The sequence below is a fragment of the Phaeobacter piscinae genome (genome assembly GCF_002407245.1).
GTDB lineage: Bacteria > Pseudomonadota > Alphaproteobacteria > Rhodobacterales > Rhodobacteraceae > Phaeobacter > Phaeobacter piscinae.
The window spans coordinates 255394-275155 of sequence record NZ_CP010681.1; the positions used below are offsets into that span (position 1 = coordinate 255394).

The window sequence follows — 19762 nt, forward strand, 5'->3', positions numbered from 1 at the left end:
GTAGCTTGGGGCATGGAATCGGCATTGGATTATCACAGCGCCCATGCGCTCTTGGCGTGGCAGATCGAACTGGGGGCGACCGATGCGATCGGGGACGCGCCGGTCAATCGCTATGAATTGCAGGCGCGTCTGCCCAAACCCGGCGCAGCCGCGGCTGAGGCGACACCGGCGAAACCTCGGGAAATTGATCCGGTTGAGGTGGCCCGACAGATGGCGGGAGCCGCCGGGTCGCTGGAGGGTCTTTATGAGGCGCTGGCCCAGTTTGAGCATTGCGAGCTGAAAAAAGGTGCGCGCAATCTTGTGTTTGCAGATGGCCAGCCCGGTGCCCGCGTTATGGTGGTGGGCGAGGCGCCTGGCCGCGATGAGGATATCGCGGGCAAACCGTTTGTGGGCCGCGCCGGGCAGCTTCTTGACCGAATGCTTGCGGCCATCGGTCTGTCGCGCAAGGACAGCGTCTATATCGCCAATGTTCTGCCCTGGCGGCCGCCGCAGAACCGCGATCCCCTGCCGGCAGAAATCGCCATGATGACCCCGTTTCTGGAGCGTCATATTGCGCTGGCAAAGCCGGATATCCTGATTGCCATGGGCAACATCAGCTGTGATGCGCTGCTCGGCAAACGCGGAATCACCCGGATGCGTGGCACGTGGCAGGAGGCGCAGGGTAAGCCGGTGATGCCGATGTTCCACCCAGCTTATCTGTTGCGACAGCCCGCGCAGAAACGGGCCGCCTGGGCGGATCTGCTGGAGATCAAGGCGCGGCTGACGGCAGGTTGAAACCTGATCAGGCCACGCGATCTTCGGACATCATTCTTAAAGACTGTGACAACATCAGCGATAGGGGCCAGGACCATGGCGCAACTCGACAACAGCAAGGATTTCATTCCGGTCCGCATTGCAGTGCTGACCGTATCGGACAGCCGGTCACTGGCGGAAGATCGCTCCGGTCAGGTGCTGGTTGATCGGCTGGACGCTGCGGGGCATGTGCTGGCAGACCGCAAGATCCTGCCGGATGAACGGGAAAAGATTGCAGGCCAACTGCGGAACTGGATTGCCAACCCGGAGATAGATGTTGTGATCTCAACCGGAGGTACCGGTCTGACCGGGCGCGATGTCACGGTGGAAGCGCACCGCGATGTCTACGAGAAGGAAATCGACGCGTTCGGGACGGTCTTCACCATCGTGTCGATGCAGAAAATCGGCACCTCGGCTGTGCAGTCACGGGCCACAGGCGGGGTCGCGGGGGGCACTTACCTCTTTGCGCTGCCGGGAAGTCCGGGGGCCTGTAAGGACGCCTGGGATGAAATCCTTGTGAAGCAGCTCGACTACCGGCACCGACCCTGCAACTTCGTGGAAATCATGCCTCGGCTTGACGAACATTTGCGTCGCAAGTGAGACGGAATTGATCCGCGACTGCGTGTAACCTCGTATAGCTTTGTGCAAACTGGTATTCTTTGGGCCTGACGAGGCCCGTTCATGGGTACTGCGGCAGTTGTCTGTGCCGGTTCGTTTGGCCGATTGAGGGATAGAGAATGCGCTTTTTGCGGCAAACGGTGATTGGGGTTTTCCTGGCGGCGCTGACAGCGGCGCTGCTGCTGTTGGCGGTACAAATGGTGCTGTCCGCGATCCAGACCCGTATGGGGGAGGAGCGCCGTGCGCCGCCGTCCCGCGAACGGGTGTTTGCCGTGAATGTGGTGCGGGCCGAGTTGGGCGTAGTGCAGCCTGTGCTGACCGCCTTTGGCCGGATCGAGAGCCGTCGCAGGCTGGAACTGCGCACGGCAGCGGCTGGTCGGGTGGTTGAGCTGGCGCCCGGGTTCGAAGATGGCGGCGACGTCACGGCGGGCACTCTGCTGGTGCAGATCGATCCGGCCGATGCGCGCGCGGCCCTGCAACGGGCAGAAGCGGACATGAGGGATGCCGAGGCAGAAACCCGCGAGGCCCGGCGCGGATTGGCGCTGGCGCAGGATGAGCTGTCGGCATCCGAGGATCAGGCAGCGCTGCGGGCCCGTGCGCTGGACCGGCAGCAAAATCTGGAAACCCGCGGTGTTGGATCAGCTGCAACAGTGGAAGTGGCGGAGCTGGCTGCTGCACAGGCCCGGCAGGCGGTAATCTCTCGTCGGCAGGCGCTGTCCCTGGCGGAGGCGCGCATTGATCAGGCGGCAACCCGGCTGGCGCGGGCACAAATCGCGCTGGATGAGGCGCGGCGCAATCTTGATGATACGACCATCACAGCCGCCTTTGACGGAACTTTGCAGTCGGTCAATCTGGTTGAGGGGCGGCTGGTCTCGGCCAATGAAAAGCTTGCGGATCTGGTGGACCCGGCGCAGCTGGATGTGGCGTTTCGGGTTTCGACCGTGCAATACGCCCGACTGCTGGACGCGACGGGGCAGCTGCTCTCGGCGCCGGTGGCGGTTACGCTGGACGCAACCGGTGCGGCGCTGACAGCATCCGGCGTGGTGGTGCGCGACAGTGGCGATGCAGGTGAGGGGCTGGCCGGTCGGCTGATCTACGCTCGGCTGAACCCGGCGCCCGGTTTCAAGCCCGGTGATTTTGTCACGGTTGAGGTTGAGGAGCCGGTGGTGAGCGAGGTGGCCCGGCTGCCCGCCTCTGCGCTGGGGTCGGACGGCACCGTGCTGGTGCTGGGGGAGGAGGACCGGCTACAGGCGCTGGAGGTGACATTGGTGCGCAGACAAGGGGACGATGTGCTGCTGCGTGGCGCCGGGCTGGAGGGGCGCGAGGTTGTCACCGGGCGCACGCCCCTGCTGGGCGCAGGCATCAAGGTGCGGCCCCTGCGGCAGGGCGCTGAGGTTACCGGTGCCAATGCTGACACCCCGCGCGACACCGCAGCGGCAGAGGCTGAATTGATTGAACTGTCGGAAGATCGCCGGGCCAGGCTGGTTGCCATGGTTGAAGGCAATAGCGGGATGCCAGAGGCGGTGCGGGCGCGGATGCTGGAACAGCTGGCCGCTGCAAAGGTCCCCGCGCGGCTGATCAACCGTATTGAAACCCGTATGGGGGGCTAGAAATCATGCTGCGGAACCTCCCCCGCTCGGCTGGCGGCGTTCTGAGCTACTTTACCCGCCACCGGACCTTGTCGAACCTGCTTCTGGTGCTGCTGCTGGTGCTGGGCGCGGCGGCGATTCCCAATATGCGGGCGCAGTTCTTTCCGGATGTGATCGTGGACCGGGTGTCCGTCTCTGTCGAATGGGAAGGGGCCGGGCCTGAGGACATCGACAGCGCCATTGTGCAGGCGCTGGAGCCCGCGCTGCTGGCCGTTGATGGCGTCGAAAGCTCCAGTGCCACATCGCGCGAGGGGCGCGCCAGCATCTCCTTGGACTTTGAGCCGGGCTGGGACATGGCGCGCGCAGCGGATGATGTCCAAAGTGCTGTAGACGGGATCACCACACTGCCGGAGGAGGCCGAAGATCCGAGCGTGCGCCGCGGGGCATGGCGCGATCGGGTCACAGATGTGGTGATCACCGGGCCAATTGCACCGCGCCAGTTGGGACTGTTTGCAGATGAGCTGGTTGTGCGCCTGTTTGAGGTGGGTGTCACCCGCACCACGATCCGCGGCATTGCGGCCCCGCAGACCATGGTCGAAGTGCCCTCTGCCAGCTTGATCGCCCATGATATTGCGATGGCTGATATTGCGGCGGCGATTGCAGCGGAGGTTGACGCCAATCCGGCGGGTGACGTGAGTGGCGCCAATGCGCGCATCCGCACTGGCAGCGAGAAACGCACGCCGGAGGAGCTGGCCGGTATCGTGTTGCGGACAAATCCGGATGGGTCGGCCCTGACGGTTGGTGATGTCGCCACGATCCGGGTGGAGGGCGTGGATCGCAATCGCTCCTACTTCGTGGGGGAGAATCCCGCGATGTCGATCCGGGTGGACCGGTCGGATCAGGGCGACGCCATCGATATTCAGCATCAGGTCGAAGATGTGGTGGAGGCCTTGCAGGCCAGCCTGCCGGATGGCGTCAGTGCAGATCTGATCCGCACCCGCGCGGAAGCGATCACCGGGCGTCTGGATATTCTGGTCGATAACGGGCTGATGGGGTTGGGTCTGGTGCTGGCGCTGCTGTTCCTGTTTCTCAATGCACGCATCGCCTTCTGGGTGGCGGCGGGCATTCCGGCGGCAATGTTTGCCGCCATTGCACTGATGTATATGGCCGGGCTGACCATCAATATGATCAGCCTGTTTGGTTTGATCATCACCCTTGGTATTGTGGTGGATGACGCAATCGTGGTGGGGGAACATGCCGATTTCAGGGCGCGGCGTCTGGGCGAACACCCAGTTGCTGCGGCAGAGAACGCCGCGCGCCGCATGGCGATGCCGGTCTTCGCGGCCACATTGACCACGGTGATTGCGTTTTTCGGGCTGGTGTCGATTGGCGGGCGGTTTGGCGAGTTGATCCGCGACATTCCTTTGACAGTGATTGCGGTGCTTCTGGGATCTTTGATCGAGTGTTTCCTGATCCTGCCCAACCATCTGGCCCATGCGCTGGCACATAGTGCCAAGGAGCATTGGTATGACCTGCCCAGCCGTGTGGTAAATCGGGGGTTCCGCCGCCTGCGTGACACGTTATTTCGGCCTTTGATGGCGCTGGTGGTTCGCGCCCGCTACGTGGTGCTGGCTGCTGCTGCGGTGATCCTGGCGAGCCAGCTGGCGCTGTTCATTGGCGGCGACGTCAAATGGCGGTTCTTCAACGCGCCGGAGCGTGGATCGGTCACCGGCAATTTTGCCATGGCCGAGGGGGCAACCCGGGCGGATACGCTGGCGATGATGCGGGAAATGCAGCGCGCGGTTGAGGCGCTGGGGCGTGACTATGAGGCCCGGCATGGCCGCAACCCGGTTGATTTTGTCATGGCCGAGATTGGTGGCAACGCCGGGCGTGGTCTGGCCGGGGTGGACGCCAAGGACGGCGATCTTCTTGGCGGGATTTCGATTGAGCTGATTGATGCTGATCTGCGGCCTTATTCCAGCTTTGCCTTCGTGGCGGAGCTGCAGGACACTGTGCGCCGCCACCCGCTGGCGGAGACGGTATCGTTCAGGGGCTGGCGGTCGGGTCCCGGCGGTGATGCGCTGGATGTGCAATTCAGCGGTGCTGCGGTCGAGGTGTTGAAGGCTGCATCAGAGGATCTGAAAACCGCCGTTCTGCGCTACCCGGAGGTGTCAGCAGTTGAGGATAATCTTGCCTATGACAAGGAAGAGCTGGTGCTCGAACTGACCCCGCAGGGGCGGGCGCTGGAGTTCACAGTGGAGACGCTGGGGCGGGCCTTGCGGGCACGGCTGAACGGCATAGAGGCGGCGACCTATCCAGACGGGCCGCGCAGTGCCGCGATCCGGGTTGAACTGCCGGAGGGCGAGCTGACCGCTGATTTTCTGGAGCGTACGCTGATGCGCAGCCCGGCGGGTGTCTATCTGCCCCTGGCCGATATCGTGTCGGTGACCCAGCGCAACGGATTTTCCACCGTTCGGCGTGAAAATGGTGTCCGTGTGATCAGCGTCACCGGGGATATCTCAGAGGATGATCCGACACGGGCACAGGCCATTGCCACAGCGCTGCAAGAGGAGATCCTGCCGAAGATCGCCAGTGAGCGACAGGTGGATTGGCAATTGGCGGGGCTGAGCGAGCAGGAAAACGAGTTTCTGAATGACGCCAGAACCGGATTGATCCTGTGTTTGACGGGGATTTATCTGGTGTTGGCGTGGATTTTCGCCAGCTGGACGCGGCCCTTAGTGGTTATGGCGATCATTCCCTTTGGCCTCGTCGGGACAATCTGGGGGCACTACCTGTGGGAGGTGCCGCTGTCGATGTTCACCGTTGTTGGCCTGTTGGGAATGACGGGGATCATCATCAACGACTCGATCGTATTGGTGACAACCATTGACGAATACGCAGAAGAGCGCGGGCTGATCCCGTCGATCATTGACGGGGCTGCGGATCGGTTGCGGCCGGTGATGCTGACCACGCTGACAACCGTTCTGGGGCTGGCCCCGTTGATGTATGAGGGCTCGCAACAAGCACAGTTCCTCAAACCCACAGTGATCACGCTGGTCTATGGCCTTGGGTTCGGCATGTTTCTGGTGCTGCTGGTTGTGCCCGCATTGGTGGCAGTGCAGGCGGATGTGGCGCGTCCCCTTGCAGCGCTGCGGCGGGGAATGTCATCGCGGGCTGGTGACCTGCGTTGGCTGACGCTGGGGCTGGGAGCGGCACAGATCCTGTGGCTGGCGGCGACTGTTGGCTATGCGATGGCGGTGGGGGCGCTGCATCCGGTGCTGAGAGCGGTCGCGCCCGGGCTGGTGGAGATGGATCCGCTGCGCGGCGCCCTGCTGCTGTTTGTGACCGGCGCGGCGCTGTTGAGTGCGATTGCCTATGTCAGCGCGCGGGTCTTGGGCGGGCGTCGCGCAGGGATCTGACGATCGGCTGCCACTGGTTCGACCTGCGAAATGGAGGTCACGCACGCGTTGTGCGATGCTGTCGCTCCTGGGCGAGGGAGGCGACCTCTGCCACCTGATCGATCAGCATACGGTCAGGGGTAGCGCCAAAACGGCTGGTCAGATCGGCGACCGGCACCCATAGCGCCTGCAGGGCATCATCGTCCGGGGTTGGTTGACCTGAGATGTAATCACAGAGCACAGCAACCAAGAGATACTGTCGTTGGATCTTCCCGGCCTCATCGCGCAGCATCACATCGACATGGGTCAGCACCTCGCGCGGGGTTGCGATAACGCCGGTCTCTTCAAGCAGTTCACGGGCGGCAGCCTGCATCGCGGTTTCGCCCAGTTCGACATGGCCGCCGGGGAAGCCCCACCAGCCGGCATTCGGGGGCGATTTGCGCTGGATGAGAATGACCTGATCGCCGCCCTGATCTGCATGGCAGACCACCGCAAGGGCGCCAAGGATCGGGCGCCGGGGCTGATTTGGTCCGCCGGAGCTATCGGGGATGGCTGCATCGTTGGGCATGGCTGGATCCGATCCGGCTGACAATGCCCGTATTAGTGTCGGGTGCAGCCTTGAATGTCCACCGCATGGTTGCGGCCCAGCACGGTAAACCGCATCTGCGAGCGATCAACGGCGAAGGGGCCACCCTCAGCGGAGATGATCTCGGTTTTGGCGGTCAGATGGCGACCCTGCCGGGTGGTTGTCGTCTCGGTCGTCACCAAAGTTGGAGGGCCAGGCTCAACCACCACGATCTCATCTCCGCCCGCGCTGGGCATGGTGATCCGGGCGACCAGCTCCATACCGTAGCGGCTGGGGGTGATCGCACAGGTTGCGGCCTGCACGCCGGCCTCTTTCGCCGACCATGGGCGATCCGCAAGCGCTGCAACAATCGCCGGATTGCGGCGGCTGTCGGGTTGGAGTGGGCGATCAAAGCGCAGTTCGGAGGGGATGCAGACATCTTTGCAGATGCCCAGCTCCATCCGGCCTTTCAGGCGTAGTGGCTGGCCGGGTTTGGCGGGGGTGATTTCAATCGGAAGCACCAGCTGATCATGGTAGCCGATGGTGCGAAATCCGGAGGTCAGGAAAACCTCGGGCGTGGGCCAGCGGATTTCCACCGCACCGACGTTGCGCGATCCCCGCCAGCTGAACCGGGGCGGGATGCCGGCGTCACCGGGTGCGCGCCAGTAGGTTTTCCAGCCCTCCGAGAGCGTCAGTCGCAATGCGCCCATATGGGTGCCGCGCCGGGTCGGGCCGCCATCCAGCACCTCGATCTGCACGATATCGGACATTTGCTCGGCTGACGTGCTGGCTGGCAAGGCCAGAAGCCCCAGCACAAGCGGTGCGCAAAGACCCTTCGCCAGTGATCTGGCAGCGGTCGCGAGAACAGAGAGAAGCGGATGTGTCGTCATGTCAGGTTACATGCGCAATTCCGCCTGAAATGCCAAGTCACGTTCCGGTCAGCGCCTGCGAGCTGACGCTTTGGCACGGCTTGGCCTTGAACCTCTCGCTGCGGGTGGCCATTGTGAAAGGGCAGGCCCGTTGCCGCGCGCGGATGACGGCAATTACAAGAAGGACGACAGCTTCATATGGATCTTACCGGCGAACTGCTGATTGCGATGCCCGGCATCGGTGACCCGAGGTTTGAACATTCGCTGATCTTGCTGTGCTCACATGAAGATGATGGCGCAATGGGGTTGATCGTGAACAAGCCCGCAGCGGGTGTCGATTTGTCCAACCTTCTGGAGCAATTGGACATCACACCGCGCAGTGCAGAGGAGGCGGCGCTGCCGGTCCGTTTCGGGGGGCCGGTTGAGACGCAGCGTGGCTTTGTGCTGCATTCGCCGGAATATAAATCCAACGTCAGTTCTCTGCGGGTGGCCGATGCGTTCTCAATGACGGCGACCGTGGATGTATTGGAAGACATCGCGATGGGACGCGGGCCTGAGCAGGTTATGGTGATGCTGGGATATGCAGGGTGGGGGCCGGGGCAGTTGGAGACGGAGATTGCCAATAATGGCTGGCTGACCGCTCCGGCAACACCGGAGTTGGTGTTCGGTCTGGATGATCTCACCAAATGGGAGGCGGCCTTGCGGTCGCTGGGGGTTGATCCGTTGACCCTGTCAACCAGTGCCGGTCACGCCTGACCGATCAAGACATGCTGACGTTTTGGGGACTGCCGGTCAGCGCGGCGCAGCGGCGCGGCGCAGCCGGTCGTTGATGGCGACGCCCAGCCCGGTCTCCGGTATGGGGGCGACAGCGATGGGTTGTGCTCTGGCGTCGAGGCGGTGCAGATGGCCAAACAACTGCGCGGCCGCCTCGTGCAGGTCACCGCTGGCGGATAGGTTCAAATCACATTCCATGGCGCCAAAGCCAAGGTAGAGTTCACCGTCCTGCGGGGCCGTGACGTTCAGGCGGACGCTGGCGCGGGGGGCGTAATGTGACAGCAGCTGTCCCGGCGCGGTGAGCGGATCGCTGGCATCGCGCAGGCGCAGGGGCTGGCCCAGAACCACCTCGATCTCTTCGGTGGCCAGCCCTCCGGGTCGCAGCAACAAGGGGGTGCCGGTGGCCAGTCCGATGATTGTTGACTCCACACCAACACCGCAGGGGCCATCGTCAACAACCGCGGCGATCCGCCCATCGAGACCGGCGATAACATGGGCGGCGGTTGTCGGACTGATCTTGCCCGACGGATTGGCCGAAGGCGCGGCCACCGGACCATCCAGCACAGACAGCAGCGCGCGGGCGGCGGGATGGGCAGGTATGCGGATACCAAGGGTGCTCAGCCCGGCGGTGACCAGAGGTGAAATACCGTGGTCCTCGCGCAGCGGCAGGACCAGGGTCAGCGGGCCGGGCCAGAAGGCGTCCGCCAGCCGATCGGCGATATCGGACCAGATCACATGGCGCTGAGCGGTTTCGACCGAATGGACATGCGCGATCAGCGGATTGAAGCTGGGGCGTCCCTTGGCGGCATAAAGCGCCTCAACCGCGTCGGTCTGGCGGGCATCGGCGCCCAGTCCGTAGACGGTTTCTGTCGGAAAGGCGACAAGCTGGCCCTCCTGCAACAGGTCCGCAGCGGTGCTGATTTCCTGCGGCTGAGCGGTCAGGAGGCGGGTTGTTGGGCTGGACATGGCTGGTGACGCGGCGTTTTGGTTGCTTGAATAAAGGGCCCGGTTAGGTAATCGGACAAGACGTTCAACATAAAGGTTTGGGGCAATGATGCCAAGGCTGCCCCGACCAGCTCTCTCTGAAAGAGGCCAGACATGACCTTCCGCGCCCCCGTTCCCGAGTATCAGTTTCTTCTGAACCACATCGTTGGCTATAGCGATATTTCCGCAACTGAGCGGTTCAGCGAGGCGAGCGACGATGTCGTGACGGCAATCCTGACCGAAGCCGGGAAGTTCTGTGATGAGGTGATGGCGCCGTTGAACCGGGGCGGCGATCTGCAGCCGGCACATCTGGAAAACGGGGTGTTGCGCACATCGCCGGGCTATGCCGAAGGGTGGCAGGCGATCTCCGAGGGGGGCTGGATCGGGATGAGCGCCTCTGAGGCGTTTGGCGGCATGGGGCTGCCGATGACCCTGACCACCGCCGTGAACGAAATGATGTCGGGGGCCTGTCTGTCGCTGCAACTGGCACCGCTGATGAGCCAGGGCCAGATCGAGGCGCTGGAACATCACGCCAGCGATGAGATCAAGTCGCTGTATCTGCCGAAGCTGATTTCGGGCGAATGGTCCGGCACCATGAATCTGACCGAGCCGCAGGCGGGGTCCGATGTGGGGGCGCTCAGCTCCAAGGCGGAGCCGTTGGACGACGGCACCTATGCGATCAGCGGGCAGAAGATCTATATCTCCTGGGGTGACAATGATTTTGCGGGCAATATCTGCCATCTGGTGCTGGCGCGCCTGCCTGATGCGGCGCCGGGGACCAAGGGAATTTCGCTATTTCTGGTGCCCAAGTATCTGCCGGATGCCGAGGGCAATCCCGGCAAGGCCAACAACCTGAAGGTGGTGAGCTTGGAACACAAGATGGGTCTGCACGGCTCACCCACCTGTGTGATGCAATATGATGGTGCCATTGGCTGGATGATCGGTCAGCCGGGCGGTGGTCTGGCGGCGATGTTCACCATGATGAACAACGCCCGTCTTGGCGTTGGCGGTCAGGGCGTTGGCATTGCCGGCGCGGCCTATCAGAAGGCGCTGGCCTACGCGCTGGAGCGCAAGCAGGGCAAATCTGCGTCCGGTACCATCGTTGATCATGCGGATGTGCGCCGGATGCTGATGGAGATGAAGGCAGATCTGTTTGCCGCGCGTGCGATCCTTCTGGCGTGTTCGCAGGCGATTGATATGCAGACCGCCACCGGTGCGCAGGAGTGGGCAGCGCGGGCGGCTTTCCTGACGCCGATCGCCAAGGGTTTTGGCACCGAAACCGGGATGCGGATCTCTGAGACCGGTGTGCAGGTGCATGGCGGCATGGGGTTCATCGAAGAAACCGGCGCGGCGCAATTCTACCGCGATGTGCGGGTGACGGCGATTTACGAGGGCACCAACGGTATTCAGGCGATGGATCTGGTGGGCCGCAAGATGATGGACGGTGGCGATATGGCGCACCGGCTGATTGACGAGATAGAGGAACAGGCCGAACGCGCCCGCACCACCCATCCGAATATGGCCGAAGCGGTCTGGCAGGCTTGCGAATCCCTGCGCGAGGCGACTGAATGGCTGACAGCACAGGATGATCTGGACGAGCGTTTTGCCGGGGCGGTGCCTTATCTGCATGCTTTTGCACGGGTTCTGGGCGGGCATTACCATTTGGCGGCGGCGATGGCGGATCTGGGCGGGCCGCGTGAGAAGCTGGCGCGCTTTTACATCAACCGGATGCTGCCAGAGCACGCCTCCCTACTGGCGCATGCGCAGGCGGGGAGCGCGGGCGCGCGGGCGCTGACACTGGATGAGCTGGCAGACGGATGACCAGCCCGCGCCCAGACGGCCCATGGAGTGAACCTCCCGCGCAGGGCGAGGCGATCGAGGTGGCGGAAGGCGTGCTCTGGATGCGCCTGCCACTGCCGATGAAGCTGGATCATGTGAACGTCTATGCGCTGGACGACGGTGATGGCTGGACCATCGTGGACACAGGTATGTCGTCGAACAAGACCCGTCGGATCTGGGAAGAGCTGATGGCGGGGCCATTGGGTGGTAAACCGGTTCGCCGGGTGGTCGTGACCCATCATCACCCGGACCACATCGGCAATGCGGGATGGTTCCAGTCGGTGCATGGTGCGGAGCTGGTGACCACGCGCACCGCTTGGCTGTTTGCCCGTATGCTGACGCTGGATGTGCAGGAGAGTTGGCCGGAGGAGACGTTGGCGTTTTATCGCAGCGCCGGGATGGATCCGGCGATCTATGACGCGCGGGTGGCGGAGCGGCCATTCAATTTCTCTGATACGGTCTATCCCATGCCGCTAGGATTTACCCGTATCAAACAGGGCGACGTGTTGCGCATGGGCGGGCGCGACTGGGATGTGCATATGGGCAATGGCCACGCGCCGGAGCATGCAACCTTCTGGAGCCGCGATGACAATCTGGTGATCACAGGGGATCAGATCCTGTCGTCGATCAGCCCCAATATCGGCGTTTATGCCACTGAACCCATGGCCGATCCGGTGGCGGAGTGGCTGGAGGCCTGCGAGCGCATGGCACCGTTGACACAGCCCGATCAGCTGGCCTTGGGAGGGCATAAGCTGCCGTTTCTCGGTCTGCCGCACCGCATGGCGCAGCTCATTGACAATCATCACGGTGCGCTGGCGCGATTGCTTGACCACCTGGATGAACCGAGGACTGCAGCAGAGTGCTTTGCCCCGCTGTTCAAGCGCAAGATCGGGGGCGGGGAATACGGGCTTGCTTTGGTTGAGGCGGTGGCCCATGTAAATCATCTGTACCACCTGGGTCAGGTGGACCGCAGCCGCCGGGCTGACGGGGCCTGGCTCTACCAGCGTAAGGGGTGATCGACCCCTGGGAAGGGAGAGATCATGACAGATGAAATCGCAACAAGCGCCGAGGCTGCCGAGGCGGCTGTTCTGCCCTGTGTACATGAGGTCCATGCAGATCCTGATGCCTGCGCAGGCATCAAAAAGCTGCCTGAGCCGCTGCAAAAGCCGGTCGCAGACAAAAGCGCTGCACGCTGGGCCTATGAGCGGCTGATCCTCTACATCAAGAATTTCGAAGAGCAGCTGGATGGCGAGCATGAGGTCGCCATGGGGTTTGCCGGTGGCGATGCCGGGGTGATGCGGATTGAAGGCATGGGGTATTTTGATCCCGATATCATTACCTATTACGGCAGCGATTCCAGCGGCGCGCGCACCCAGCTGGTGCAGCATGTGAGCCAGCTGAACGTGATGCTGCGCGCCCTGCCCAAGCGCAATGAGGCAGCACCCGCTAATCGGATCGGTTTTCGTCTGGTCTCTGATCTGGAGGGCGATGGGTCTGAGACCTGATCGCGGGGTAGCACTATCCCTGTGGGGTGGCGTTGCGTTATTTTGCGGCGTCGCCGCGGGCGCTGCTGCCGGGGATGCGGATGTGCCAGACGGATATTGGCAGCGCTTGGAGCGGGCCGCGCATCACGCGCTGATGCAGGAGGTCGCAGCGGCTGGGGGGAAGACTGCACCGTTCACCACGGACGGGTGTAGCGGTGGTTTGTCGACGATCTGGCGGCAGCTGAGCGGACAATCCGGGGCTGATGGCGGACCACCGTTTGAGGCCTGCTGTGTGATCCATGACCGGAAATATCACAACGCGGCCGGGATTGGCGGTGCGAATCCAGCCGTGTCGGAAGGGGTAGAACCGGCGGCGGCCAGTCAAGGTGCGCGATTGGCTGCGGATCAGGCTCTGCGCCGCTGCGTAGAGACAAATCTCAGCGTCAACGATCCCACAATCGCCAATCTGGCGTCACCAGTGGCGACTGCGGTCTATGCAGCCGTGCGATTCGGTGGTGCGCCCTGCTCGGGGTTGAGTTGGCGTTGGGGGTATGGCTACCGGCCCTGCCGTGGCTATTTCACCCGCTGATTTGATCCGACTGCGCCCGATTGACGTGGTGACAGGGTCCGTGAAATCCAGTATTCAGCGGAAAACAGACGCGTATAGGAATGGACATATGGCTGACCATAAGCACGGTTCGATGGATATTACCGTTCAGGAAAAAACCTACGAAGGCTTCCTCAAATTCACCACCCGGTTCTGCATTGCGGCGCTGCTCTTTGCGGTGTTCCTTGCAATTTTCGCGACCTGATCACCCTCGTGAGCGGTTCTGATCTTAACGGGCGTTCCGGTATTCGGCGGCTGTCGACCGGATTGCGGGTTGCAGCGCTCGGTGTGGCGGTTGCTGCGCTGACGGCCTGTGCGGCCCAACAGCAGCCCAATGCCGATGACGCCACGCTTGAGCGGGTGGCCTATCGTCACAATGGTCCGCCTGCGCTGACGCTGTACACCATGATCAATAACCGCACCGGCAAGGGCGCGCATACATCGCTGATGGTCAACGCCTCCGAACGGGTGATTTTTGATCCAGCGGGTTCGTTCTATGCAGATGTGGTGCCAGAGCGCGACGATGTGCTCTTCGGCATTACGCCGGGCGTAGAGAAGGCCTATCGCGGGTCTCATGCACGCAGCACGCATCATGTGGTGGTGCAGCGGCTTGAGGTGACGCCGGAGCAAGCGCAACGGGCCTATCAGCTGGTCCGGGCGAACGGACGCGTACCGGGGGCGTTTTGTGCCAATGCTACGGCATCAATTCTGAAACAGATTCCGGGGTTCGAGAGCCTGAACGTGACCTTTTATCCGGGTAACCTGTCGGAGCAGTTCGGCGCCCTGCCGGGTGTCACAACGGAGCGTTACCGGGAAAATGACAGCGCAGACCTGCAAGAAGGGCTGGCGAAGAACAACGCAGCGTTGAACGCGGGCGGTTGATCTCCTCGGCGCGTGCCGCGACTGAAGATATTTGAAAAGCCGCAGCATCGCCTGCGGCTTTTGTTTTGGCCGGAACGGATCAGCCTGAAAACAGAAACAGCAGCAGAAAGCCGACCGCGCCGCTACCCATGGCGATCAGCACATTTCGCGTCCAATAGCCTAGCGCAAAGACGGCGGCGGCGACCGCCAGATGCGGAAGGCTGGGCGTGCCGCCAGTCGGGGTTGGCCAGACCACCAGAGGTGTCACCAGTGCCGGTATGATCGCGACCGCCGTGTACCGCAGATGACGCATCAGCCAGGGTGGCATGCTGCGCCCGCCCATCAGCCCGATGAAGGCAAACCGCAGGGCGAAACTGCCGATGGCAAGACCAATGATAATGGTCCAGAGCAGGGTTGGATCGGGGGCCTGTGTCATGACGGATCCTTTGCAGTTTGGCGGCGCTCCAGCCAGACCTCGGCCTGGGCACCGGCCATCATGCCGACGAGGCCTGCAACAATCAGGCCAAGGTTATAGGGCAGCGCGGTAGCAGGCAGAGCGGTGGCGACGGCGGCGAAACAGGCCACAACATGGGCGGGCGTGCGCAGCATTGGCCCGATCATAGCCAAAAATGCCAGCGGCAAGACGAAATCGAGTCCCCAGCTGGCGGGGATCTGGGTGCCGACCAATGCGCCGATATAGGTGGCGATCATCCAGCCCGGCGCCACGCAGCCATTGGTGCCGAAGAAATAGGCCATACGCTGCGACAGGGTCATCTGCGGGTGGGTTTCGAACTGCACAATGGAGAGTGCATAAGACTGATCAACCGTCAGATACGCGGCACAGGCGCGCTGCCACAGAGGAGCGCCGCCGAGGTACGGCGTGAGAGAGGCAGAATACATCGCAACCCGCAGGTTCACTGCGAGAGCGGAAATCAGGATGATCACTAGCGGTGTGTTCTCTTCCATCAGTTGCAGGGCTGTAAACTGTGCGGACCCGGCAAAGACCGAGAGCGAGAAGATCATGGCTTCGGGGACAATCAGTCCCGCTTCGGCGGCGAGAACGCCAAACAGAAGCCCAAATGGTCCCGAGACCAGAAGGAAGGGCGCGCCGTCGCGAAACCCCTTCCAAAACGCCGATTTCGTGGTGGTGATTGCCATGATCTGGTCCTAGGTTACTGCTCAGATGGCATAAGCCTGGTGGCGGAGGTTTGCAATTGATGATGGCTGAAGAAGGCTCTGATCTGGCGTCGGTATTGGCCGAATATGTGATCGCCCCTGCGCCGACTGATGCGCGGCTGACGCGGGCGGTTCAGGGGATCGACCACACCGGCACGGCAACAGAAATCTCGGTGGTGGAGGAACGACCGCTGACGATCTACCTCAACCGTCAGGAAATCGTGACGGCGATGACCATTGGGGACTATCCTGAGTATCTGGCGCTCGGCTTTCTGCGCAATCAGGGCATGTTGCAGCCCGGTGATGAGATTACCGCCATCGACTATGACGAAGAGCTGGAGACGGTGGTGGTTCGAACCGCGGTTGAAACCTCCTATGAAGACAAGCTGCAGAAGAAGACCCGCACATCCGGCTGCGCCGTGGGCACGGTGTTTGGTGATATGATGGAAGGGCTTGAGGGGGTCGTGCTGCCTCAGACGCCCGTGCGCAGCTCCTGGCTTTATGCGCTGGCCCATAAGATCAATCGCACGCCCTCGCTCTATCTTGAGGCCGGCGCCATTCACGGCACAGTGCTGTGCCAAGAAGACCGCCCGCTGGTCTATATGGAGGATGTCGGACGGCATAACGCCGTGGACAAGATTGCGGGCTGGATCCAGAGCACGGGCGCAGAGGTGTCCGACAAGATCCTCTACACCACCGGGCGGCTGACCTCAGAGATGGTGATCAAGACCGCGATGATGGGGATCCCGGCGCTGGTGTCGCGATCCGGCTTCACCGCCTGGGGGGTGGAGATCGCACAGGAGTTGGGCCTGACACTCATCGGCCGGATGCGTGGGCAGCGGTTTATCTGTCTGTCCGGGGAGGCGCGGCTGATCCGGGATATGGATCCGGCCAATGTGCCCGCAGAGGCAAAGGCGCATCGGCGCAAGAGCGCGGAACGATAGGTGCCTTGCATGTGGGCTCTGCTTTTGAAGGCAGGTCAATTCGCGCGCAAAGAGGAGATGTCATGAGACAAAACGGACCGTTGGGCATCATCCTCGCAGGAGGTCTCGCGACCCGCATGGGCGGCGGCGACAAGGGGCGCCTGCAGGTTGGTGGGTGCAGCCTGATCCGTCATGTGATCGATCGCCTGTCGCCGCAGGTGGAACAGGTGGCTTTGAATGCCAATGGGGAGCCTGCGCGTTTCGACGACCTGGGGCTGCCGGTGATTGCGGATAGTATCGATGGGTTTGCCGGGCCGCTTGCCGGGGTGCTGGCGGGACTGGACTGGGCCGCCGAACAGGGGGCTGACAGCATCGTGACCGTCGCGGCCGATACTCCTTTTTTCCCGCAGGATCTCGTCGCGCGCCTGAGCGAAAGCGCCGCCGGGCAGGTGCATCCGTTGGTGCTGGCGACAACGCCACGCACTGGAGAAGAGCTGAAATCCGGTGGGCACCGCCGGGTAAACCGACATCCGACCTTTGGCCTCTGGCCGGTGGCCCTGCGCGATGACCTGCGTGCGGCCTTGCAGGGTGGTCTGCGCAAGGTGGTGCTTTGGACCGATCAGCACCAGGGGCGCGAAGCCCTGTTTGAGGCCGAGCCTTTTGATCCGTTTTTCAACGTCAATACACTGGACGATTTGGCGCAGGCGGAGGCATTGCTGCGATGAAGATCTACGGTGTCACGGGCTGGAAAAACTGCGGCAAGACCGGATTGATGGAGCGATTGGTCGCTGAGTTCTGTCGGCGCGGCCACAGTGTTTCGACGTTAAAACACGCCCATCACAGCACGGATGTGGATCAGCCAGGCACCGACAGCTATCGTCACCGGACGGCGGGGGCGGCTGAGGTGATCCTTGCTTCGCCAAACCGGGTTGCAATTATGCAGGAGCTGCGCGGAGCGGATGAGCCGAGCTTTGTTGAGCTGCTGTCGCGGCTGCGCCCGGTCGATCTGGTGCTGGTCGAAGGGTTCAAACGCGAGACCCACCCGAAGATCGAAGCCTATCGTACGGCTGCGGGGCAGCCGCTTATCGCGCCCGAGGATGCGACGATCCGTGCTGTTGCCAGCGATGTTCCGCTTCATCTCGACCGGCCAGTGTTTGATCTGGACGATACAGCCGCGATTGCGGATTTCATCGCGGGGGAGATTGCCCTGTGATCCCGTGGCAGAGCTTTGCCATGGTGGACTGGTCGGGCGGCAAGGATCGTGGGGCAACACCGTGCAAAGATGCCATCTGGGCCTGCGTCTGGCGTGACGGTGCCGCGGATGATCCTGTTTATCTGCGCAATCGCCGACTGGCAGAGGATTGGTTGACCGATCTGATTGAGGTCGAACTGACAGCTGGGCGCAGATTGATGCTTGGGTTTGATTTTCCCTTTGGCTACCCGGCTGGATTTTGCAGGGCGATGACCGGATCGGATGATCCGTTTGCCCTCTGGCACTGGATCGAGGCGCGCATCGAGGATGCGCCCCATGATAACAACCGGTTTGATCTCGCCGGAAGCATCAATCGACAGTTTGGTGGTTTGGGGCCGTTCTGGGCCAATGGCCTCAGCCGCGATATTGCGGGGTTGCCACGCAAGAAAGACAACTACCGCAATCCGTTTCCCGAGCGCCGCGCGGTTGAGCATCACGCCAAGGGCAGTTTCACCTGCTGGCAAATGGCCGGTGCCGGAGCGGTTGGCAGTCAGGTGATGATGGGGCTGCCGGTTTTGGAGCGCCTGCGCCGCCGCTTTGCTGGACAGGTTGCAGTCTGGCCGTTCGAACCGCTGGACAAACCGGTGGTGCTGGTTGAAATCTGGCCGACACTGCTGGCTGGAACGGGACCGGATCATTGGATCAAGGATGCCTGGCAGGTCCATAAGGTGGCGCTGGAACTTGCGGGCCTACCCGTGGCAGAATTACAGCGGCTGTTGACCGTTACCGCGCCCGAAGAGGGCTGGATCCTGGGAGTAGATCAAATATGACCCTTGCCCCGCCGCCCTTGCGCAATGACTGCTTTGCTCTGCCCGCCGGGGTGGATTGGACGCCGGTGGATGTCGCGCTGGACCATCTGCGACAGAACCTGACTGCGGTGACTGCGGTTGAGAGTGTATCGCTGGCCGCAAGCCTTGGCCGGGTGCTGGCTGAGGACGTTTTGGCTGCCCGCAGCAACCCGCCGCAGGCGAATACCGCCGTGGATGGCTACGGGTTTGCCGGCCCGATAGGAGATGGGCCGCAGGTGCTGCCGCTCACTGACGGGCGGGCCGCTGCCGGGTTGGCCTATGAGGGGGAGGTCGCCGCCGGGCAGGCTATTCGTATCCTGACTGGCGCGGCGCTGCCGTCTGGTGTGGATACCGTGATCCTTGAGGAGGATGTCAGCCGGGAGGGCGCCGAGATCGCCTTTCATGGGCCGCTGAAGACGGGCGCCAATACCCGCAAGGCAGGCGAGGATGCGGCTGCTGGTGATCTGATCCTGTCCAAGGGGCGGGTGATCACACCTGCGGATCTGGCGCTGGCCTCGGCGACGGGCGTGTCTGAACTGCCAGTGCGGCAGCTGCTGCGGGTGGGTGTTCTCTCTACCGGCGATGAGCTGGTGGAACCGGGGGAGCCTGCGGCGGCGGGTCAGATTTATGACGCCAATCGTCCGATGTTGTTGGGCTTGCTGACCCGGATGGGTTTCGTTGCTGTGGATCTGGGGAAAGCGCCCGATGATCGCGCGGCGTTGCGCAACCGCCTGGATCGCGCGGCGACACAGGTCGATGTGATCTTGACCAGCGGCGGGGCGTCTGCGGGGGATGAGGATCATATGTCGGCATTGCTGCGCGAAAGCGGGGCGATGCAGCAATGGCGGATTGCCTTGAAGCCGGGCCGCCCGCTGGCGCTGGGGCTGTGGCAGGGGGTGCCGGTGTTTGGTTTGCCGGGAAATCCAGTTGCGGCGATGGTCTGCACATTGATTTTTGCGCGCCCGGCCATGGGGCTGATGGCGGGTGCGCGCTGGTTGGAGCCTCAGGGCTTTGATCTGCCTGCCGCCTTTCAGAAGCGGAAGAAGCCGGGGCGGCGGGAATATCTGCGTGCCCGCGTGCGGGATGGCGAGGTCGAGGTGTTCAAATCCGAAGGGTCAGGACGGGTCAGCTCCCTCAGCTGGGCGGAAGGGCTGGTTGAATTGGGAGATGGCGCGGCCACGATCCAACCCGGTGACCCGGTGCGTTTCATACCATATGCAAGTTTCGGCCTGTAGCCCGCGCG

At 62.6% G+C, this 19762-nt stretch carries 21 protein-coding genes; 16 read left to right on the top strand and 5 right to left on the bottom strand.

Annotation, left to right across the window (positions count from 1 at the left end; all coding sequences use genetic code 11):
- Positions 1 to 12: 12 nt before the first annotated feature.
- From phaeop14_RS01130 to phaeop14_RS01145, 4 genes are all read left to right on the top strand, one after another.
- Positions 13 to 774: a uracil-DNA glycosylase gene (locus phaeop14_RS01130; protein ID WP_096788501.1), complete on the top strand. Its 762-nt coding sequence runs from the start codon at positions 13 to 15 to the stop codon at positions 772 to 774.
- 75 nt (positions 775 to 849) lie between these two features.
- Entirely contained in the window at positions 850 to 1392 is a 543-nt protein-coding gene (moaB, locus tag phaeop14_RS01135) for a molybdenum cofactor biosynthesis protein B (RefSeq protein ID WP_096788502.1), read from the top strand.
- Positions 1393 to 1529: 137 nt separating this feature from the next.
- Positions 1530 to 3020 carry an efflux RND transporter periplasmic adaptor subunit gene (locus phaeop14_RS01140; protein ID WP_096788503.1) on the top strand — a complete coding sequence of 497 codons (1491 nt, stop codon included), beginning with the start codon at positions 1530 to 1532 and terminating at the stop codon, positions 3018 to 3020.
- A gap of 5 nt (positions 3021 to 3025) precedes the next feature.
- Positions 3026 to 6418 (top strand): efflux RND transporter permease subunit, encoded by a 3393-nt coding sequence (locus phaeop14_RS01145; RefSeq protein ID WP_096788504.1) that lies wholly within the window; start codon positions 3026 to 3028, stop codon positions 6416 to 6418.
- A gap of 37 nt (positions 6419 to 6455) precedes the next feature.
- On the opposite strand, the gene phaeop14_RS01150 is transcribed toward phaeop14_RS01145, so the two are convergent.
- Both phaeop14_RS01150 and phaeop14_RS01155 read right to left on the bottom strand, forming a co-directional pair.
- Positions 6456 to 6965, bottom strand: a complete 510-nt coding sequence (locus tag phaeop14_RS01150; protein ID WP_096788505.1) for an NUDIX hydrolase — start codon at positions 6963 to 6965, stop codon at positions 6456 to 6458.
- 32 nt (positions 6966 to 6997) lie between these two features.
- Positions 6998 to 7852, bottom strand: a complete 855-nt coding sequence (locus phaeop14_RS01155; RefSeq protein ID WP_096788506.1) for a protein-disulfide reductase DsbD domain-containing protein — start codon at positions 7850 to 7852, stop codon at positions 6998 to 7000.
- Positions 7853 to 8029: 177 nt separating this feature from the next.
- Here phaeop14_RS01155 and phaeop14_RS01160 point away from each other — a divergent pair, with 177 nt between their 5' ends.
- Positions 8030 to 8587 (top strand): YqgE/AlgH family protein, encoded by a 558-nt coding sequence (locus tag phaeop14_RS01160; RefSeq protein ID WP_040180640.1) that lies wholly within the window; start codon positions 8030 to 8032, stop codon positions 8585 to 8587.
- Positions 8588 to 8623: 36 nt separating this feature from the next.
- Here the strand turns inward: phaeop14_RS01160 and phaeop14_RS01165 are convergent, their stop codons facing one another.
- Entirely contained in the window at positions 8624 to 9571 is a 948-nt protein-coding gene (locus phaeop14_RS01165; RefSeq protein WP_096788507.1) for an L-threonylcarbamoyladenylate synthase, read from the bottom strand.
- Positions 9572 to 9703: 132 nt separating this feature from the next.
- Here phaeop14_RS01165 and phaeop14_RS01170 point away from each other — a divergent pair, with 132 nt between their 5' ends.
- From phaeop14_RS01170 to phaeop14_RS01195, 6 genes are all read left to right on the top strand, one after another.
- Complete coding sequence (locus tag phaeop14_RS01170; protein WP_096788508.1) at positions 9704 to 11410, top strand: acyl-CoA dehydrogenase; 1707 nt, start codon at positions 9704 to 9706, stop codon at positions 11408 to 11410.
- Positions 11407 to 12444 (top strand): MBL fold metallo-hydrolase, encoded by a 1038-nt coding sequence (locus tag phaeop14_RS01175; RefSeq protein ID WP_096788509.1) that lies wholly within the window; start codon positions 11407 to 11409, stop codon positions 12442 to 12444. The genes phaeop14_RS01170 and phaeop14_RS01175 overlap by 4 nt, the downstream gene beginning before the upstream one ends.
- Before the next feature lie 24 nt (positions 12445 to 12468).
- A complete protein-coding gene (locus phaeop14_RS01180; RefSeq protein WP_040171316.1) occupies positions 12469 to 12933 on the top strand; it encodes a DUF6173 family protein in 465 nt (154 codons plus the stop codon).
- An 82-nt stretch (positions 12934 to 13015) separates the two neighbouring features.
- Positions 13016 to 13501, top strand: coding sequence for a hypothetical protein (locus tag phaeop14_RS01185; RefSeq protein WP_096790194.1), 486 nt, complete (start codon positions 13016 to 13018; stop codon positions 13499 to 13501).
- A gap of 88 nt (positions 13502 to 13589) precedes the next feature.
- On the top strand, positions 13590 to 13724 hold the full coding sequence (locus tag phaeop14_RS01190; RefSeq protein ID WP_024098525.1) for an aa3-type cytochrome c oxidase subunit IV: 135 nt from the start codon (positions 13590 to 13592) through the stop codon (positions 13722 to 13724).
- 8 nt (positions 13725 to 13732) lie between these two features.
- Positions 13733 to 14401 (top strand): hypothetical protein, encoded by a 669-nt coding sequence (locus phaeop14_RS01195; RefSeq protein WP_040180635.1) that lies wholly within the window; start codon positions 13733 to 13735, stop codon positions 14399 to 14401.
- 79 nt (positions 14402 to 14480) lie between these two features.
- Here the strand turns inward: phaeop14_RS01195 and phaeop14_RS01200 are convergent, their stop codons facing one another.
- Together phaeop14_RS01200 and phaeop14_RS01205 are read right to left on the bottom strand one after the other, a co-directional pair.
- Entirely contained in the window at positions 14481 to 14816 is a 336-nt protein-coding gene (locus tag phaeop14_RS01200; protein WP_040171311.1) for an AzlD domain-containing protein, read from the bottom strand.
- Complete coding sequence (locus phaeop14_RS01205) at positions 14813 to 15538, bottom strand: AzlC family ABC transporter permease (RefSeq protein ID WP_040171309.1); 726 nt, start codon at positions 15536 to 15538, stop codon at positions 14813 to 14815. Before phaeop14_RS01205 ends, phaeop14_RS01200 begins: the two co-directional genes overlap by 4 nt.
- A 59-nt stretch (positions 15539 to 15597) precedes the next feature.
- Between phaeop14_RS01205 and phaeop14_RS01210 the strand changes: the two genes are divergently transcribed.
- The 5 genes from phaeop14_RS01210 (at position 15598) to phaeop14_RS01230 (ending at position 19754) form a co-directional block, all read left to right on the top strand.
- Entirely contained in the window at positions 15598 to 16500 is a 903-nt protein-coding gene (locus phaeop14_RS01210) for a formate dehydrogenase accessory sulfurtransferase FdhD (RefSeq protein ID WP_096788510.1), read from the top strand.
- Between the two features lie 62 nt (positions 16501 to 16562).
- On the top strand, positions 16563 to 17204 hold the full coding sequence (mobA, locus tag phaeop14_RS01215) for a molybdenum cofactor guanylyltransferase MobA (RefSeq protein ID WP_096788511.1): 642 nt from the start codon (positions 16563 to 16565) through the stop codon (positions 17202 to 17204).
- Positions 17201 to 17692, top strand: a complete 492-nt coding sequence (gene mobB / locus phaeop14_RS01220) for a molybdopterin-guanine dinucleotide biosynthesis protein B (protein ID WP_040171301.1) — start codon at positions 17201 to 17203, stop codon at positions 17690 to 17692. The genes mobA and mobB overlap by 4 nt, the downstream gene beginning before the upstream one ends.
- A complete protein-coding gene (locus tag phaeop14_RS01225; RefSeq protein ID WP_096788512.1) occupies positions 17689 to 18501 on the top strand; it encodes a molybdopterin guanine dinucleotide synthesis in 813 nt (270 codons plus the stop codon). Before mobB ends, phaeop14_RS01225 begins: the two co-directional genes overlap by 4 nt.
- Positions 18498 to 19754: a molybdopterin-binding protein gene (locus phaeop14_RS01230; RefSeq protein ID WP_096788513.1), complete on the top strand. Its 1257-nt coding sequence runs from the start codon at positions 18498 to 18500 to the stop codon at positions 19752 to 19754. The genes phaeop14_RS01225 and phaeop14_RS01230 overlap by 4 nt, the downstream gene beginning before the upstream one ends.
- Positions 19755 to 19762 lie beyond the last annotated feature (8 nt).

Excerpts from the sequence above, each read along its gene's own strand:
- phaeop14_RS01130 (WP_096788501.1), top strand. The coding sequence starts at position 13 with ATGGAATCGGCATTGGATTATCACAGCGCCCATGCGCTCTTGGCGTGG.
- moaB (WP_096788502.1), top strand. The coding sequence starts at position 850 with ATGGCGCAACTCGACAACAGCAAGGATTTCATTCCGGTCCGCATTGCA.
- phaeop14_RS01140 (WP_096788503.1), top strand. The coding sequence starts at position 1,530 with ATGCGCTTTTTGCGGCAAACGGTGATTGGGGTTTTCCTGGCGGCGCTG.
- phaeop14_RS01145 (WP_096788504.1), top strand. The coding sequence starts at position 3,026 with ATGCTGCGGAACCTCCCCCGCTCGGCTGGCGGCGTTCTGAGCTACTTT.
- phaeop14_RS01150 (WP_096788505.1), bottom strand. The coding sequence starts at position 6,965 with ATGCCCAACGATGCAGCCATCCCCGATAGCTCCGGCGGACCAAATCAG.
- phaeop14_RS01155 (WP_096788506.1), bottom strand. The coding sequence starts at position 7,852 with ATGACGACACATCCGCTTCTCTCTGTTCTCGCGACCGCTGCCAGATCA.
- phaeop14_RS01160 (WP_040180640.1), top strand. The coding sequence starts at position 8,030 with ATGGATCTTACCGGCGAACTGCTGATTGCGATGCCCGGCATCGGTGAC.
- phaeop14_RS01165 (WP_096788507.1), bottom strand. The coding sequence starts at position 9,571 with ATGTCCAGCCCAACAACCCGCCTCCTGACCGCTCAGCCGCAGGAAATC.
- phaeop14_RS01170 (WP_096788508.1), top strand. The coding sequence starts at position 9,704 with ATGACCTTCCGCGCCCCCGTTCCCGAGTATCAGTTTCTTCTGAACCAC.
- phaeop14_RS01175 (WP_096788509.1), top strand. The coding sequence starts at position 11,407 with ATGACCAGCCCGCGCCCAGACGGCCCATGGAGTGAACCTCCCGCGCAG.
- phaeop14_RS01180 (WP_040171316.1), top strand. The coding sequence starts at position 12,469 with ATGACAGATGAAATCGCAACAAGCGCCGAGGCTGCCGAGGCGGCTGTT.
- phaeop14_RS01190 (WP_024098525.1), top strand. The coding sequence starts at position 13,590 with ATGGCTGACCATAAGCACGGTTCGATGGATATTACCGTTCAGGAAAAA.
- phaeop14_RS01200 (WP_040171311.1), bottom strand. The coding sequence starts at position 14,816 with ATGACACAGGCCCCCGATCCAACCCTGCTCTGGACCATTATCATTGGT.
- phaeop14_RS01205 (WP_040171309.1), bottom strand. The coding sequence starts at position 15,538 with ATGGCAATCACCACCACGAAATCGGCGTTTTGGAAGGGGTTTCGCGAC.
- phaeop14_RS01210 (WP_096788510.1), top strand. The coding sequence starts at position 15,598 with ATGATGGCTGAAGAAGGCTCTGATCTGGCGTCGGTATTGGCCGAATAT.
- mobA (WP_096788511.1), top strand. The coding sequence starts at position 16,563 with ATGAGACAAAACGGACCGTTGGGCATCATCCTCGCAGGAGGTCTCGCG.
- mobB (WP_040171301.1), top strand. The coding sequence starts at position 17,201 with ATGAAGATCTACGGTGTCACGGGCTGGAAAAACTGCGGCAAGACCGGA.
- phaeop14_RS01230 (WP_096788513.1), top strand. The coding sequence starts at position 18,498 with ATGACCCTTGCCCCGCCGCCCTTGCGCAATGACTGCTTTGCTCTGCCC.